The organism is Skermania sp. ID1734, from assembly GCF_007489285.1.
Lineage (GTDB): Bacteria > Actinomycetota > Actinomycetes > Mycobacteriales > Mycobacteriaceae > ID1734.
Genome location: NZ_VLIY01000005.1, coordinates 67,724 through 84,053, shown reverse-complemented (window position 1 = coordinate 84,053; position 16,330 = coordinate 67,724). Strand labels below are relative to the sequence as shown.

Sequence of the window (16,330 nt, the reverse complement as noted above, 5' to 3'; positions counted from 1 at the left end):
CACCTCAGTACGACTTTGGCAGCCCGAGGCTGTGCTGGGCAACGAAATTCAGCACCATTTCCCGGCTCACCGGGGCCACGCGCGCGATCCGGGCCGCCGCCAGCATCGACGCGAGACCATACTCCTTGGTCAGGCCGGCGCCGCCATGGGTCTGAATCGCCTGGTCCAACGCCTTGATACTCGCCTCGGCCGCAGCATATTTCGCCATGTTGGCCGCCTCGGCCGCGCCGAACTCATCGCCGCTGTCGTAGAGCACCGCAGCCTTCTGCATCATCAGCTTGGCCAGCTCGAGCTCGATCTTCACCTGCGCCAACGGATGCGAAATACCCTGGTGCGCACCGATGGTGGTCTTCCAGACCTGACGCTCGTTGGCGTACTCGACGGCCCGGTCGATCGCGTAGCGACCCATGCCCACCGCCATGGCTGCGCCCAGGATGCGCTCCGGGTTGAGTCCGGCGAACAACTGTGCCAGCGCGGCATCCTCCTTGCCTACCAACGCCTCCGCGGGCAGCCGCATGTCGTCGAAGAAGAGCGTGAACTGGTGGTCGGGCTCGATGATGTCCATCTCCATCGGCTGCGCGATGAAACCCGGGGTGTCGGTGGGCACGATGAACAGCGCCGGCTTGAGCTTTCCGGTCTTGGCATCCTCGGTGCGGGCCACGATCAGCACCGCATCCGCTTGGTCGACGCCGGAGATGAACACCTTGCGGCCGTTGAGAATCCAGTCTTCGCCGTCGCGGCGCGCCGTGGTGGTGATCTGGTGTGAGTTGGACCCGGCATCGGGCTCGGTGATGCCGAAGGCCATCTTGGCCGAGCCGTCAGCCAGCCGGGTTAGCCACTTGTCCTTCTGCGCATCGGTGCCGTACTTGGCGATGATCGTGCCGCAGATCGCCGGTGACACCACCACCAAGAGCAGCGCGGCGCCGTGCGCGGCCATCTCTTCCTGCACCAGGGCGAGCTCGTAGATCCCGGCGCCGCCGCCACCGTACTGCTCAGGCAGGTTCACACCGAGGAAGCCCAGTTTTCCTGCCTCGTCCCACAATTCGGACAGCGGCTCGTTGGCGCGGGCCTTGGGCAGGACGTAGTCGCGGTAGTTGTACTTGTCCGCCAGCGCCGCCACCGCAGCGCGCAGTTCCTTCTGCTCGGCGGTTTCGATAAAACTCATTCCTGATTCTCCTGCGTCTCTTCGGATTCCACGACGGCCAGCACGAAACCAACCTCGACCTGCTGTCCCACGGTTACATTGAGTTCGCTCAACCGTCCGTCAGCGGGGGCGGCGATCGTGTGCTCCATCTTCATCGCCTCCAGCCACAGGATCGGCTGGCCGGCGGTGACCTGGTCACCGATCGCTGCGCCTAGGCGAATCACGCTGCCGGGCATCGGTGCCAACAGTGATCCGGCCGCGACCTGCTCGGTCGGGTCGATGAACCTTGGCAATCGCCGCACGGCCACCGGACCGAGCGCGGAGTCGATGCACACCAGGTCGCCGTAGCGCGCCACGCTGAACTGTCGCTGCACCAGACCGTTCTCGCCGGGCACGGCCAGGACCACCCGATCCGGTTCAACGGTGACGACCGTCAGCCCCTCGTGGCCTTCGATCACGTAGCCGGTTCTCGTCGCCCGGTACTTGATCTCGTGGGTACCGCTGGTTCGGCTTTCGTACGACTTGACCTGCGACTGCGACGGCATGTTGCGCCATCCACTCGGCAGGCCCGCGTCGACGCGGGCCGATGCCCGGTTGGCCGCCGAGTCCGCCAGCGCTGCGGCAACAATGGATAGTTCCTCGTCAGCTTCGGTGACCAGGGGTGCTGAGAGCTTGTCCAAGCCGTGCGTGGCAAAAAAGGCGGTGTCGGTGTCGCCCGCGATGAACGCCGGGTGGCGCAGCACCCGCACGAGCAGGTCACGGTTGGTGACCAGGCCGTGAATCTTGGCTCGGCTCAATGCCGAGGCCAGCAGAAACGCGGCCTCGTCACGGGTCTCAGCGAAGGAGATGACCTTGGCCAGCATCGGGTCGTAGTGCACGCCGACGACCGAACCGTCGACCACGCCGCTGTCCAACCGAATCCCGGCTTCTTCGAGAAGCGTGAATTCCGCGGCAGTCTGCGGGATCTCGATGTGCTCGACAATGCCGCTCTGCGGTTGCCAGTCGTGCGCTGGGTCTTCGGCGTAGAGCCGGACCTCTATCGAGTGGCCGCGCAACGGCGGCTGCTCCACCGGCAACCGACGGCCCTGCGCCACCTGCAATTGCAGCCGCACCAGGTCGAGTCCGGTGGTGCACTCGGTGACGGGGTGCTCGACCTGCAGGCGGGTGTTCATCTCCAGGAAGAAGAAGTCGCCCTTTTCATCCGCCAGGAATTCCACTGTTCCGGCGCCTTCGTAGCCGATGGCGTCGGCGGCCAACCGCGCGGCCTCGAAGAGCCGCTCCCGCATCCCGGGAATGCGTTCGACCAGCGGCGACGGAGCCTCTTCGACCACCTTCTGGTGGCGACGCTGAATGGAGCACTCGCGCTCGCCCACCGACCAGACATTGCCGTGGGTGTCGGCCATCACCTGGACCTCGATGTGGCGTCCGGTTTCCAGGTAGCGCTCGCAGAACACAGTCGGGTCACCGAATGCCGACTCGGCCTCGCGGCGGGCCGCAGCAATTTGGTCGGTGAGTTGGTCGAGCTCGCGCACCACCCGCATGCCGCGACCGCCGCCGCCGGCCGACGCCTTGATCAGCACGGGCAGGTGCGCCTCGGTGACCTCTGCGGGATCCAGTTCGGCGAGAACGGGCACCCCGGCGGCATCCATGAGTTTCTTGGACTCGACCTTCGAGCCCATCTGCTCGATGGCGGCGACCGGTGGGCCGATCCAGGTCAGCCCCGCCGCCTGCACCGCCTTGGCGAATTCGGCGTTCTCCGAGAGGAACCCGTAGCCAGGGTGAATGGCGTCGGCACCAGCGGCCTGCGCGGCGGCGATGATCACGTCGCCACGCAGATAGGTCTCGGCGGGCGTGTTGCCGGGCAGCCGGATCGCGGCGTCGGCCTCGGCGACGTGCGGCGCCTGCGCATCCGCGTCGGAGAACACTGCGACGGTGGAAATGCCCATGCGGCGGCAGGTGGCGAACACTCGGCGCGCGATTTCGCCGCGGTTGGCCACGAGAACAGAAGTGATCGTCGTCATAGCCGGCCTCACATCCGGAAGACGCCGAAGCGGTCGGCGCCCTTGATCGGGGCATTGTGGATGGCCGACAGGCACATTCCCAATACCGTTCTGGTGTCGCGGGGATCGATCACGCCGTCGTCATAGATGCGACCGGACATGAACATGGGCAGCGACTCGGCCTCGATTTGCGCCTCGACCATCGCGCGGATGCCAGCGTCGGCCTGCTCGTCGAACGCCTGGCCCCGAGCTTCCGCAGCGGCCCGGCTCACGATCGAGATGACGCCGGCGAGTTGGGCACCGCCCATGACCGCCGATTTGGCACTAGGCCACGCAAACACGAAGCGCGGGTTGAACGCCCGGCCGCACATGCCGTAGTGGCCGGCACCGTAGGACGCGCCCATGAGCACCGAGATGTGCGGCACCTTGGAGTTCGACACCGCGTTGATCATCATCGCGCCGTGCTTGATGATGCCGCCCTGTTCGTACTCCTTGCCGACCATGTAACCGGTGGTGTTGTGCAGGAACAACAGTGGCGTATTCGTCTGGTTGGCCAGCTGGATGAACTGGGTGGCCTTCTGCGATTCCTCGGAGAAGAGCACGCCGCGGGCATTCGCGAGGATGCCGATGGGATAACCGTGCAGTTCGGCCCAGCCGGTGACCAGGCTGCTGCCGTAGAGCGGCTTGAATTCGTCGAAGTCGCTGCCGTCGACGATCCGGGCGATGACCTCGCGCGGGTCGAACGGAATCTTCAGGTCGGTCGGCACGATGCCGAGAAGTTCTTCCGAATCGTAGAGCGGGTCGATCACTTCGGCCCGTGGGGCCGGGCCCTGCTTGCGCCAGTTCAGCCGCTTCACAATCGCGCGGCCGACGCGGATTGCGTCCTGCTCGTCTTGGGCGAAGTAGTCGGCGAGACCGGACGTGCGCGCGTGCATTTCGGCACCGCCCAATGATTCGTCGTCGGATTCCTCGCCCGTGGCCATCTTCACCAGCGGCGGCCCGCCGAGGAACACCTTGGAGCGTTCCTTGATCATGACGACGTGATCGGACATGCCCGGGATGTAGGCGCCGCCCGCGGTCGAGTTGCCGAATACCAGCGCGATGGTGGGGATTCCGGCTGCCGACGCCTGGGTGAGGTCGCGGAAGAGGGCGCCGCCGGGAACGAAGACTTCCTTCTGGGTGGGCAGGTCCGCACCGCCAGACTCGACCAGTGAGATCACCGGCAACCGGTTCTCGCGGACGATGTCGTTGATGCGCAGCGTCTTTCGCAGCGTCCACGGGTTGGAGGTGCCGCCCTTGACGGTGGGGTCGGGTGCCACAATCATGCACTCGACGCCCTCGACCACGCCGATGCCGGCAATAGTGCTCGCGCCGACGTGGAAGTCGCTGCCCCACGCGGCGAGTGGGCAGAGCTCGAGAAACGGTGAGTCCTCGTCGATGAGGAGTTCGATCCGCTCGCGCGCGGTCATCTTGCCGCGCTTGCGGTGTCGGGCGACCTTGTCGGGTCCGCCACCGGCGATCGCCTTGGCGAACTCGGCCTCGACCTCCGTCAGCTTGGCGGTCATGGCTTCAGCGGCCTGCTGGTATTCAGGTGTAGCTGGATCGAGGGTTGAACGTATCGTGCTCACAATGCTCCTGCCGATGAGCGGGTGGTTATCGGGGCGGATGTCGAGTGGTGGTCTCGATAACCACCGGCTCGCCACTGAGGGGTCATGACTGGAAGCCCAATCGCTTGGCCGCCAAGGCGGTCAGAATTTCTGTTGTGCCGCCGCCGATTCCGATGATCCGCATGTCCCGGTACTGACGTTCGACCTCGGACTCGCGCATGTAGCCCATGCCGCCGAACAACTGGACAGCCTGGTTTGCGACCCACTCGCCGGCCTCGACGGCCGTGTTCTTGGCGAAGCAGACCTCGGCGATCAGGTCCGTCTCACCGGCCGCGGCGCGTTCGGCGAGGTGGCGGGTGTACACCCGGGCCACGTCGATCCGGCGCGCCATTTCGGTCAGCGTGTTCTGCACGGATTGTCGGCTGATCAGCGGCCGCCCGAACGTTTCCCGGTCCCGGCACCACTGCACGGTCAAGTCGAGGCATCGCTGCGCACTCGAATAAGCCTGGGCGGCAAGGCCGACCCGCTCGCTGACGAACGCCTGCGCGATCTGGTAGAAGCCGGTGTTCTCTGCGCCGACCAGGTTCTCCACCGGAACCCGAACGTCTTGGTAGGAAAGCTCGGCGGTGTCCGAGGCCAACCAGCCCATCTTGTCGAGCTTGCGGGCGACAGTGAAACCGGGCGTGCCCTTCTCCACCACCAACAGTGAAACGCCGCCAGCGCCCGGGCCACCCGTGCGCACGGCAGTAACCACGAAGTCCGCGCGGGTACCCGACGTGATGAAGGTCTTGGCGCCGTTGACGATGTAATGGTCACCGTCGCGGCGCGCGCTGGTGGTGAGGTGCCCGACGTCGGAGCCGCCGCCAGGCTCGGTGATGGCCAGCGATCCGATCTTCTCGCCGGCGAGCGTCGGCTTCACCCAACGGTCGATATGGTCGGTGTTGCCCGATGCGATGATGTGCGGCACGGAAATTCCGCAGGTGAACAGCGACGCGAACAGGCCACCGGAGGCACCGGCCTGGTGCATCTCCTCGCAGACGATCACCGCATCGATGCCGTCACCACCGGCACCGCCGGCCGATTCCGGGTACTGGATGCCCAACAGTCCCAGCGCACCCGCTTTTTTGTGTAGTTCGCGGGGCAGTTCGCCGACCCGCTCCCAGGTGTCGAGCTCGGGCAAGATCTCCCGCTCGACGAAGCGTCGAACGGTGGTGCGCAGTTCTTTTCGTTCGGGGGTGTCCCACACACTCATGGCAGCAGCTCCGTTGGAATGTCGATGTGACGGGACCGCAACCACTCTGCGAGACCCTTGGCCTGCGGATCGAAGCGAGCTTGGTAGGCAACGCCTTTACCGAGCAGTCCTTCGATGATGAAATTGACGGCCCGCAGCTTCGGCAGCACGTGGCGGGTCACGGTCAGCGGCGCCGTTTCCGGTAGTAAACGTTTGACCTCGTCGACGGTCAAAGTGTTCACCAGCCAACGCCATTGCTCGTCGGTGCGGACCCACACGCCGATGTTGGCGTTGCCGCCCTTGTCGCCGCTGCGGGCCAGCGCGATGGTGCCCAACGGCACCCGAAGAGTCTCACCGGCTGGCAACGGTTCTGGCAGCGGCGGCGCGGGCACCTCTTCCAGCGCAGCGGTATCCGTGACCTGCTCGATGTCCACGCGGGTGCCGTCCGGCAGGACCGCCACGTGCGGCACCTCCGACGCGTCGACGTAACCGGGGGTGAAGATTCCATACGGTGACCCGTTGCCGGGCATCGATGTGAAGCTGCACCCCGGGTAGCTGGCCAACGCCAACTCCACTGCGACGTTGGAGAATGCGCGACCGACCTTGTTCGGGTCGGAGTCGCGAACCACGCACCGCAGCAGAGCGCTGGCCTGCTCTTCGGTTTCGGCGTCCGGACGGTCGAGCCGCGCGAGAGTCCAGTCCAGCTCGGCGGGCCGCACGGGCAGCCACGACTCCAATTGTTTCTGGGCGAGTTCGGCTTTGGCCTCGATGTCGAGACCGGTGAGGATGAACTCCATCTCGTTGCGGAAGCCGCCGAGGGTGTTCAGTGACACTTTGAGTTGTGGTGGCGGCGGTTCGCCGACGACGCCGCGCACCTCGACCCGATCGGGTCCGACCTGGACGAGTTCGAAGGAGTCGATGCGTGCCGTGACGTCCGGTCCGGCGTAGCGCGCGCCCTGAATCTCGTACATGATCTGCGCTTGCACCGTATCGACAGTGACAGCGCCGCCGGTGTTTTCGTGCTTGGTGATCACACTGGCGCCATCGCGCCGAATTTCGGCAATCGGGAAACCCGGACGCGTCAGGTCCGGAATTTCGGTGAAGAACGAGAAGTTACCGCCGGTCGCCTGGGTGCCGCATTCGATGATGTGTCCGGCGACAACTGCACCGGCGAGGGCGTCATAATCTGTACGTCCCCAGTCGAAATGCGCGGCGGCAGGCGCCACGATCACCGACGCATCGGTCACCCGACCGGTCACCACGATATCTGCGCCAGCGTTGAGGCATTCCACGATTCCCCACGCGCCGAGATAGGCATTGGCGCACAACGCATTGCCCAGCCCAAGGTCGGCGGCGCGGGCGGTGAGGTCGTCGCCCTCCACGTGGGCGATCGCCGCGTCGAGGCCCAACTTGTCCGCGACCTCCCGCAGCCGAGCGGCAAGCCCGGCGGGGTTGAGTCCACCCGCGTTGACCACGATCTGCACCCCGCGGTCCAGCGCCAGTCCCATGCAGTCTTCCATCTGGCGGACAAAGGTTTTGGCGTACCCGAGGTTCGGGTCCTTCATCCGGTCGCGACCCAAAATCAGCATGGTCAGCTCGGCGAGGTAATCGCCGGTGAGCACATCGAGTTGGCCGCCCTCGAGCATTTCGCGCATCGCGTTGATGCGGTCTCCGTAGAACCCTGAACAGTTGCCGATCCGGATGACGTCCGGGTCGGCGGCAAGCCTGGTCACTGGTGTGCCACCTCCTCATCGCGGCCTGTGTTGGTGAATTGCCCTGGCGCCCGGCCGGTTCCCGGTGCGCCCGCAAAGGCCTGGGCGATGGTCAGCCATTGGGCTGCGTCCGACCCCTCCGCCACAATGGCGAGGTCGTCGGGATGACGGCGTTGGGTGACCAGCAGACAAAAGTCCAGCGCCGGGCCGGTGATCCGTTGGTTGGCGTCCGCCGGCCCCCAAGTCCAGATTTCGCCGCTCGGCGCGGTTAGTTCGACGCGAAATTCCTCGGCCGGCGGAGTCAGGTTGTGCACGCTGTAGGCGAAGTTGCGGGTCCGGACGCCGATGTGAGCGACGTGCCGGATGCGGTCGCTCGGCTGCCGTTGCTTCCCGAGCGCGTCGGCGACGTCCTGGCCGTGCGCCCAGGTCTCCATGATTCGAGCCGTGGCCATCGACGCGGGACTCATTGGGGGGCCGAACCAGTCCAACTTGCGGCCGGGTTCGACGTTGCGCAGTGCGTTGATCAGGTCTTGACGCGCCCGGCGCCAATCGCTGAGCAATCGATCGGGCGGCGTCTGCGCCAGTTCGTTCGCGGCTTCATCGACGAATCCGGTTGGGTTTTGCCAAGCCTGTTTGACCACGTCGGCGAATGCCGCCGGATCTGTCGCAGACAGCGTCGACACTCGATCGGTCCACATCAGGTGGGCGATTTGATGCGCAATCGTCCAGCCCTCCGCCGGGGTTTTCCCGCCCCACTCGGCCGCGGGAATGCCTGCAACCAGGCGGTCAAGGTCCGCGCATTCGTCATTCAGGTCGTCAAGTATCGAATCGAGATCCGCCACTACATCTCCTCGGAAAGCCCCGCTGCGGATGCCGACAGCTACGTCTGCTTCGGCGTCAGCGACCAGCATCACACCGTCGTTAGAAAAAATCAAGCGTGCGTGCTTGTTAATTTCGGTCGGCTTCGGCGGCGGCCGGTACGGATCGAACAAGACTCGCCCTCATCGACGGGAATCCGTCTCTCAGGCGAAGTTTCGTTCGTTTAGTTGCGCCGGCAGGCCACTTGCCCCGGGGGCGTGATGCTCGTCTCGTTCAGTGATTGGGAATAGCAAACCGCCACGAAATATCCGTACCTTTGGTAATGACCCTCGCCCCCGAGAGAAAGGAAGGAAACGTGTCGCGCATCCGGAACACTGCGGTTGCGCTCGCCAGCGTGGCGAGCATGGCGCTGACGGCTGCGGCTGCGTCGATCGTGCTTTCCGACCTCGGGCGCCCCGCGCCGGACCAGACCTTTACGTTCGACCTACGCCCGCCGCGACAGGTCCACGCCGCCACCCCGCAACTGGACGGAACCAAACATGCCGTCGCGCCCGCGGCGTCGACCTCAGCCGACGCTCCGGTCCAGCAGAAACTCGTCGAGAGCGTGCCGGCGAACGTCACGGAGACGATTCGCAGGACCGAGTCGGCCGTTGTGCCCGGCCGTGTCTACGACATGCAACTTGCGACAAATCTTCTCGACCGAATCTCGAACTGGTTGCGTGGAGTAGGACCGTCGACCGGAGACGATCCGAACACCGAAGTCGTCAGTGAATTCGACGTCGATCGAGACGGCGTGATCGTCACCGTCACCGACCCGGCGCTTGGTTCCAAGACACTCGAGCTGCACCGCAAGCCAGCGCCGTCGCAGGAAGTGCTGGCCAGCTAATAGTGGGCCCGCGCGGCTGAATCAGTTTTGTCGGCCTCGATCGGTAGTGTCGATGATCGTGATCATGGTCAGCACCGACGGTTCCTGCCTGCGTAACCCCGGCGGCCCGATCGGCTGGGCCTGGGTCAACCACACCGGGTCAAGCGCGAGCGCCGGCGCAGCAACCGGCACCAACCAGATCGCCGAACTTCGCGCGATTCTGGCCGCCCTGATTGCGCATCCCGGTACCGAGCCACTCCTCATCGAGAGTGACTCGCAGTATGCGATCAAGTGCTCGTCGGAGTGGCTGGCCGGCTGGAAGAAGCGCGGCTGGCGAACAGCTGGTGGTGCGCCCGTGCGCAATCTGGAACTCATCCGCGAGATCGATGACGCCATTTCCAAGCGGAGCGGCCCGGTTCGATTCCGTTGGGTGCGTGGGCACGTGGGCAACTACTTCAACGAGCAAGCCGACGCACTCGCAGGAGACGCCGCGCGGGCCGCGGCCGCCGACCTGACCGCAACCACTCAGACAATCACCGCGGCCGAGACAATCACCGCCGCCGAAACGATCGCCGCCGAGCCGGGCCCGACCGAAGCCGGTACCGAGTCGGCGGCGATGACGCTTTTCTAAAGCTTGCCTACTGCTGCAAGAAGGGCGCGTCGAGCTTGCTGACGAGCCACTGCCCGTCGACCTTCTGCAGGGTGGCGAGCACGCCGATCTGGCGAGGCACCATCTGGCCCTGGGTACCGAGGCTGCCCTGCTTGCCAGTGATGGAGATGACGACCGTCACGTTGTCGCCGTCGACCGACTTCACGCCGCACTCGGTGTCATCGACCTGCGATTTGACCTGGGCCTGCTTGAGGAAGTTCTTCAGATCCTCGCTCTTGCTGGTCTCGTCGAAACGCTGCTTGGCCTCGCCCGTCACACCGGTCAGGATGCCTTTGAAGAACGCGTCGAGGTTGTTGTAGTCGTAGGTGGCGAGCTTCTTTGCGTACTCGCACGCGGTCGCACTGGCCGCCTGACCGTCCTGCTTCTCGTCGTGCAGCTTCTTCCAGTTCCAGGACGCGAGAATCGCGATAACCACAGCGGCAACGAAGACAACGCCGGCCACGCCCGCCGCGATCAACTTCAGCAGCGGCGACCGCTTGCGAGACGTCTCCGCCTCGGCGGTCTCCGGCTCCTCCGCCGGAACTTCGGGATCGGGAGCGCCCGGGCTGACGCCAGCCGTTTCACCTGCGGTCTCAGCTGCGGCCGGCTCCGGCTTTGCCGCCGCGTCCGTCGCGTCGGTCACCGGTTCCTTGCCCGACTCGCCAGCCGCCTCGGCGGCCGACTTGTCTTTCGAAGGCTCGCGGTCCGGATTTTCCTTCTTGCCAAACATCGAAGATTCTCAGGCTTTCCATTTGTGGACACGGTGCGGATCCGCACCCGATTTACGGTGCTACCGCACCCGGATAGTGCAGCAGTTCGCTCCAGCGAGTATGCCCGCTGGAGCGAACCGACGCTGCGGTGCCCTATCGGAGGACACGTCGTCGCTGGTACCTAATAATCCCGTACCTCGTGTTTTCGGACGTCGCCATTCCCGACATCACTGTCCCGGCAGCGGTGGGGATACCGCGTTCGGGTTTGCGCCCGGCGGCGGGCCAGCGGTGTCGTCACCCGGCGGCCGCGGTGCGTTCGCCGCGCCGCGAATCTGCAGCCCGGGGATCCCGGTCTGGCAGTAGTTGTAGACGCGGATGCTGGTGGTCGGTGAGGGTTGCGTCGGGTCGGTCGGCGTCGAGGCGTAGTCGCAGAACGGCTGCACCCAGATGTCGCCCAGGATCTTGACGTCGCCCTCTCGGATGGTGGTGCCGAGTCCGGCGATGCCGTCGCGCAGTGCCGGGAACAGCGCGGTCATGGCGGGGGTGCGAAGTTGACCGGCCTTGGCGATCGCGACGAAGTTGCCCAACAGTTTCGTCGCCGGATCACTGATCTTGTCGACCGTTCCACCGAGAGTGCTGACCAACCCCGGGCTGGAGTCGAGGAATTTGGCCAACTCGGCGTTTGCCTTATTGAGCTGGTCGAAGATCACCTTCGAATTCCGCGTCAACGTGCCCAAGTCCGGCTGCGCGTTGGTGGTGGTTTCCATGATCGTGCCGAGATTCGAGATCAGGCTGGTGGTCTGCGGCAGGTACGTGTCCAGGCCAGCGATCGCGATACTGGCGCCCTGCATCAGCGTGCGCAACTGCACGGGACCGCCAGCGAGCGCAATGTCGAGTTGGTCGACCATCATCGAATAGCGCTTCGGGTCGATCTCGTTGATCAGGTGCGTCGTGCTGTCGAGCACCTCCGACATCGGCACCGGCGTCTTGATCTTCGCCGGGCTGTACGGGATGACCGAGCCATCGGTCAGGTACGGCCCCTGGTCGGTTTCCGGCCGAAAGTCGATGTACTGCTCACCGGCCGCCGACAACGCCTGCACCGCAACGATTCCCTGCTTCGGGATCTTGTAGTTGGAGTTGATCTCGACCTTGGCGTAAACGCCCTTGTCGGTGAACCCCATCGAATCGACCTTGCCGACGCGGTAGCCGCGGTAGGTCACGTCATTGTTCGGCTGCAAGCCGCCGGATCGATCGAGGTCCACCGTGACGTGGTAGGTCGAGCGCAGCGGATTGATACGGGTGACCTTGACCAAGATGTAGCCGGTGCCCAGCAGCAGCATCAAGACGAGGCCGAGGCTCGACAGCAGCGTCTTGTGCCTGAAGATGCCCCTCATCGGTGACCTCCCGTAATCCGGCCATAGATGTGCTGGAGCACTTCGGTCATGCTCACGACCAGCCCCGTCACGTCGGATCCATTGGGTAGCCGGCTACCGCTGGGGTCGCTGAGAGCCCCGATGCTGAGGTACTGGAGGGTCAGCAGCGCAGCCAACGAGCTGCCTTTGGTGGAGGAATCCAGGCCAGGAAGCACCCTGTGCAACGCGTCCATGGCACCGCCGAGGCTGTTGCCCCACCGCGCAATGCCGGACATCAACTTATCGACGCCGGACAGCATGTCATCGAGGTTCTGGCCGGTGGTACGGGAGAAGTCTCCGAGCGCATCGCTGGTGACCGCCAGCCGGGCCAGCAGCGCACCGATGGCCTGGTTGTTCTCGCCGATCGCACCGACTTCCTGCGGCAACGTGTTGGCGACGCTGGCCAGTTCGGTCTTGCGATCGTTGACCGTACCCAGGATGGCGTCGAGCTGGTTGAGCGACAGGTCGAGCTGGTCGGTGCGGTCGTTGAGGCTCTTGATTACCCCGGTCATCTCGACGATCAGGTGCGACAGGACCGGACCGTGCCCGGTGACCATGGAGCTCAACTGATCGGCGATGTTGGCGGCCTGGGTCAGCACACCACCGTTGATCAGCGTCGAAGCGGCCGTCATCACCTGTTCGACGGTGGCGCCCGCCGTCGTCTGATTGATCCCGATCGTGTCGCCGTCCTGCAGAAGGTGGTCGCCGGGCTTGCGCTGCGGCATGTTCATCGACACGAAGACGTCACCGAGCGGGGTGGCCTGCCGCAGCTCGGCGGTGGTCCCGTCGGGGAGCTGGACGTTTTTCTGGATCTTGACGGTGACGTCGGCCTGGAAGTTCTTGGTGGTGATGTCGGTGACAGCACCCACATCAGCACCAGCGACCTTGACCTTCGCGCTGGTAGGCAGGTTGAGCGCGCTCTTGAAAATCACGTGCAAGGTGTAGGAATCGCTCGGCACTCCCGGCTTGGGCAACGGCAGGTTCTGCGCGTTCACCCCACAGCCGGTCAACCCGAGGCCTGCCACAACCACTAGCGCGGAAACCGCATGAATTCGCCTGAGATTCATTTGGTCAGTCCCAACATCGCGGCGGTAAGCCCGAAGTCCGGGCCCATGTCCTGGATCTTTCCGGTCCGACATCCATCGGCACGCAGCTGCACCCGCTCACAGAACAGGCTGATCGTCTCGTTGTCGAGCAACGACTTGTCGGTCAGCACGTGCGTTCGCAACTCGTGGGTCTGCGGAACGACCGCGTTCGCGATGTTCTGACCCATCAACGGCAACACGTCCACGAGTTCTTTGAGCTGGCGGGCGTTCTGCTTCAACAGATCCGTCGTCGAACCGAGCCGCGTCAGCGCATCGCTGAGCTCGCCTTGGTGGCTGCCCAGCACGGTCGAGGTGTTGTTGAGGAACGCGGTGAGCTGATCGAGCACCGCTTGCAGGCCGGGTGCCTGGTCGGCCAGCATGGTGGAGACCCGGGTCAGGCTGTAGCTCAATTCCCGTGTGGACTGGTCGTTGTCGGCGAGCAATTGCGTGACCTCGTTGAGCCGCACAATCGCGTGCGCCACCGGACCGCGGTTGTCCAACCCGATCTTGAGCGAATCCGACAGCGCCTTGATGGTCTGCTGCAGCTTCTCGCCGTTGCCGTCCGCCAGAATCTTCGACGCGATGCGCGCCGCCAGCGGGCCGTCTTCCTTGGAGCCCTTGAGCGTTTGGGCGATCTGGTCGACGGTCTTGAGTACCTCGTCCAATTCCACCGGGGTGCGGGTGCGTTCCAGCGGAATGTGATCGCCGTTGGCGAGCGTCGGGCCTTTGCCCGAGTAGGCGGGTGTCAGTTCGATGTGCCGGTCCGTAATCACCGACGGCGACACCTCGGCCGCAATCACGTCAGCCGGCACCTTCGTGCCGCTGTCGAAGGACATCTGCACCTCGACGTAGCTGCCCTTTGGCGTGATCTTGTCGATCTTTCCGACCGGCAGACCGAGCACGTCCACCGAGTTGCCCTCGTACATGCCCGCAACATTTTCGAAGTCGGCGGTGACCGTCGTGGCGTTGCTAAACGGCCCACTGCCCGACGAGCATCCCGCCACGACAGTGGCGAGCACGCACACGCCGGCGACCTGGCGCAATCGTCGCGCACTCATCCCTGGCACCCCTTCACGACGTTGGCAAAGCACAGCCAGTTATCCGGGAACAACCACGGCAGATAGCCGTCGAGGTACGGGCCGTTGCCAAAGCCATTGGTCAGCTGGCGCACCGTCGGCGGCAACACCTGCAGCATGTTGTTCAAGTTGTCGCGGTTCTTTTCCAGCCCCTGCGAAATCGTGTCGAGTTGGGTGATCAACGGACCCAACTGACCGTTGTTGTCGATTCCCATGTCCTTCAACTGGCGCGACAGCGTTCCGACGTTGTTGAGCAAGCCCTGGACCAGTTGACCGCGATCCTGCACCGCCTTGGTGATCGCACCACCCTGGTTGATGATCAGCATCAGTCCATTGCGGTTGTCACTGAGCACCTTGGTCACCGAGTCCAGGTTCTGCAGCAGCTGTTGCACCTGATCGTGGCGCTTGTCGATCACCTTCGCCAGCGCGCCGACACTGTCGAGCGCCTGCGGAACCATGGTCGGCGAGTCGCCGAACTGCTCGTTGAGGACATTCAGCGCCTGCGCCAACTGCTCGGTGTTGATGTCCTCGACCCGACTCCACTGATGCGGGAACTTCGGATCGATGACGACCTTCGACAGGCTGAACGGAACCGAGGTGTTGGACAACGGGATTCGATCCCCGGGCAGGCCGGAACCGTCGCCGGGCTGCAGCTCCACGTAATGCAATCCGAGGATTGTCGAAATCTTGATCGCTGCGTGCGCGTCCGGCCCGAACTTCAACTTCTTGTCGACGCTCAGCGTCGCGTCGATGTGGTCGCCGTCGATCTTGGCGCCACTGACCTTGCCCACCTCGACACCGGCCACCCTGACCTTATCGCCGACGCGCATTCCGGCGGCCTGCTCGAACTCGGCGGTCACCGACTGCTTGCCGATGCCAGCAGTCTTGAACAGGCTGGAACCGACCAACAGCAGGATGATGACAATGCCGCCGATAATTCCGAGCCAGAAATATCGATTGCCGTGAAAGTTCGGCCGGGGAATTCTGCGAGCCATTATCGACAGACCTCCGTGTGCGAGTTTCCTCCGATTTGGCTGAACAACCCTCGTGGGAACAACACATTCCACAGCGATATGTCGAGCGAGCAGGGGTAGATGTTCAGATACGCGCCCTGGCCGGTGACTCGCGAAAGGTCGACGCCGGCCCGCGGCAGATCGAGTGCGGCCTGGTCCAGTGCCGGACCAGTGGCGACCAGCAGGTCGATCGCCTGGGTTGTGGAATCCTGGGCGCGTTTCAGCGTCGGCTTGATCTTGCCCATCATGTCGACAAGGGCGTCGGCCGCATTGGCCACCCGTTCGGTCGAATTCTCCAGCAGCTTGCCCTGAGCGTAGAGGCCCGACATCAACGAGCGCGTCTGGGTAATCAAAGTGTCCAGATCGTCGCTGCGCTTGGCCAGCCCATTGACTACGCCGTTAAGGTTGTCGATCACGTCGCCGATCAGCACGTCACGCTGGCCGAACGTCTCGGCCAGCGCGGCCGCCTGGGTTACGAACGCGCTCAGCGACACCCCGTCGCCCTGCAGCGCCTGAATGAACGTGGCTGACAACGAGTTGATCTGGTCCGGCTGCAGCACGCTGAACAGCGGTTGCAAACCACCGAGCAACGCAGAAACGTCGAAGGACGGCTGGGTCTGCGAGAGCGGGATCGAACTGCCGGCCGGGAGCGGGCTGCTATCGCCACCCTTGCCCGGTTCCAGCGCCAGGAAGCGCTGACCGATCAGGTTCTGATAAAGGATCTGCGCCTGGGTGTTTCGGTAGAGATGCTGGTCGTTCTGAACGACGAAATCGACCTTCGCATTGTTCTTGTCGTCGAGCTCCACCTTTTGGACCCGTCCGACGCGCACACCGGCGATGCGCACGTCGTCACCGTTCTTGAGGCCCAAGACATTTGAGAAAGTTGCCGAATAGTCGTTGGTGCCACCCTCGACGGAGCGTTCCAGGGTCGACCACACGACCCAGGTCACCAGGATCGAGACGATCGCAAAAAGGGTGAATCCGATCAGCGGCTTCTTGATACTCAT

General features: G+C 64.3%; 14 protein-coding genes. 2 read left to right on the top strand and 12 right to left on the bottom strand.

The features are described 5' to 3' along the window. Positions 1–4: 4 nt before the first annotated feature. From FOS14_RS07750 to FOS14_RS07725, 6 genes are all read right to left on the bottom strand, one after another. Positions 5–1,165 carry an acyl-CoA dehydrogenase family protein gene (locus FOS14_RS07750; protein WP_143769724.1) on the bottom strand — a complete coding sequence of 387 codons (1,161 nt, stop codon included), beginning with the start codon at positions 1,163–1,165 and terminating at the stop codon, positions 5–7. Beyond that, entirely contained in the window at positions 1,162–3,165 is a 2,004-nt protein-coding gene (locus FOS14_RS07745) for a biotin carboxylase N-terminal domain-containing protein (protein ID WP_143769723.1), read from the bottom strand. The genes FOS14_RS07750 and FOS14_RS07745 overlap by 4 nt, the downstream gene beginning before the upstream one ends. An 8-nt stretch (positions 3,166–3,173) precedes the next feature. Further along, entirely contained in the window at positions 3,174–4,772 is a 1,599-nt protein-coding gene (locus tag FOS14_RS07740; RefSeq protein WP_143769722.1) for an acyl-CoA carboxylase subunit beta, read from the bottom strand. Positions 4,773–4,854: 82 nt separating this feature from the next. Beyond that, positions 4,855–6,003: an acyl-CoA dehydrogenase family protein gene (locus tag FOS14_RS07735; protein ID WP_143769721.1), complete on the bottom strand. Its 1,149-nt coding sequence runs from the start codon at positions 6,001–6,003 to the stop codon at positions 4,855–4,857. Further along, complete coding sequence (locus tag FOS14_RS07730) at positions 6,000–7,715, bottom strand: acyclic terpene utilization AtuA family protein (RefSeq protein WP_143769720.1); 1,716 nt, start codon at positions 7,713–7,715, stop codon at positions 6,000–6,002. The genes FOS14_RS07735 and FOS14_RS07730 overlap by 4 nt, the downstream gene beginning before the upstream one ends. Then, a complete protein-coding gene (locus FOS14_RS07725) occupies positions 7,712–8,536 on the bottom strand; it encodes a TIGR03084 family metal-binding protein (RefSeq protein ID WP_185981665.1) in 825 nt (274 codons plus the stop codon). The genes FOS14_RS07730 and FOS14_RS07725 overlap by 4 nt, the downstream gene beginning before the upstream one ends. 332 nt (positions 8,537–8,868) lie before the next feature. Between FOS14_RS07725 and FOS14_RS07720 the strand changes: the two genes are divergently transcribed. Both FOS14_RS07720 and FOS14_RS07715 read left to right on the top strand, forming a co-directional pair. After that, entirely contained in the window at positions 8,869–9,399 is a 531-nt protein-coding gene (locus FOS14_RS07720; RefSeq protein ID WP_143769718.1) for a hypothetical protein, read from the top strand. A gap of 58 nt (positions 9,400–9,457) precedes the next feature. After that, on the top strand, positions 9,458–10,009 hold the full coding sequence (locus FOS14_RS07715) for a ribonuclease H (protein WP_143769717.1): 552 nt from the start codon (positions 9,458–9,460) through the stop codon (positions 10,007–10,009). 7 nt (positions 10,010–10,016) lie between these two features. Here the strand turns inward: FOS14_RS07715 and FOS14_RS07710 are convergent, their stop codons facing one another. From FOS14_RS07710 to FOS14_RS07685, 6 genes are all read right to left on the bottom strand, one after another. Continuing rightward, positions 10,017–10,757: a hypothetical protein gene (locus FOS14_RS07710; protein WP_143769716.1), complete on the bottom strand. Its 741-nt coding sequence runs from the start codon at positions 10,755–10,757 to the stop codon at positions 10,017–10,019. Positions 10,758–10,964: 207 nt separating this feature from the next. Continuing rightward, the gene (locus FOS14_RS07705) at positions 10,965–12,131 is read right to left on the bottom strand and encodes an MlaD family protein (RefSeq protein WP_143769715.1); all 1,167 of its coding nucleotides are present in this window, start codon (positions 12,129–12,131) and stop codon (positions 10,965–10,967) included. After that, positions 12,128–13,216 (bottom strand): MCE family protein, encoded by a 1,089-nt coding sequence (locus tag FOS14_RS07700; protein ID WP_185981664.1) that lies wholly within the window; start codon positions 13,214–13,216, stop codon positions 12,128–12,130. The genes FOS14_RS07705 and FOS14_RS07700 overlap by 4 nt, the downstream gene beginning before the upstream one ends. Further along, positions 13,213–14,292 carry an MCE family protein gene (locus FOS14_RS07695; RefSeq protein ID WP_143769713.1) on the bottom strand — a complete coding sequence of 360 codons (1,080 nt, stop codon included), beginning with the start codon at positions 14,290–14,292 and terminating at the stop codon, positions 13,213–13,215. Before FOS14_RS07695 ends, FOS14_RS07700 begins: the two co-directional genes overlap by 4 nt. Beyond that, positions 14,289–15,305 (bottom strand): MCE family protein, encoded by a 1,017-nt coding sequence (locus FOS14_RS07690; RefSeq protein WP_143769712.1) that lies wholly within the window; start codon positions 15,303–15,305, stop codon positions 14,289–14,291. The genes FOS14_RS07695 and FOS14_RS07690 overlap by 4 nt, the downstream gene beginning before the upstream one ends. Further along, positions 15,305–16,330, bottom strand: coding sequence for an MCE family protein (locus FOS14_RS07685; RefSeq protein ID WP_143769711.1), 1,026 nt, complete (start codon positions 16,328–16,330; stop codon positions 15,305–15,307). The genes FOS14_RS07690 and FOS14_RS07685 overlap by 1 nt, the downstream gene beginning before the upstream one ends.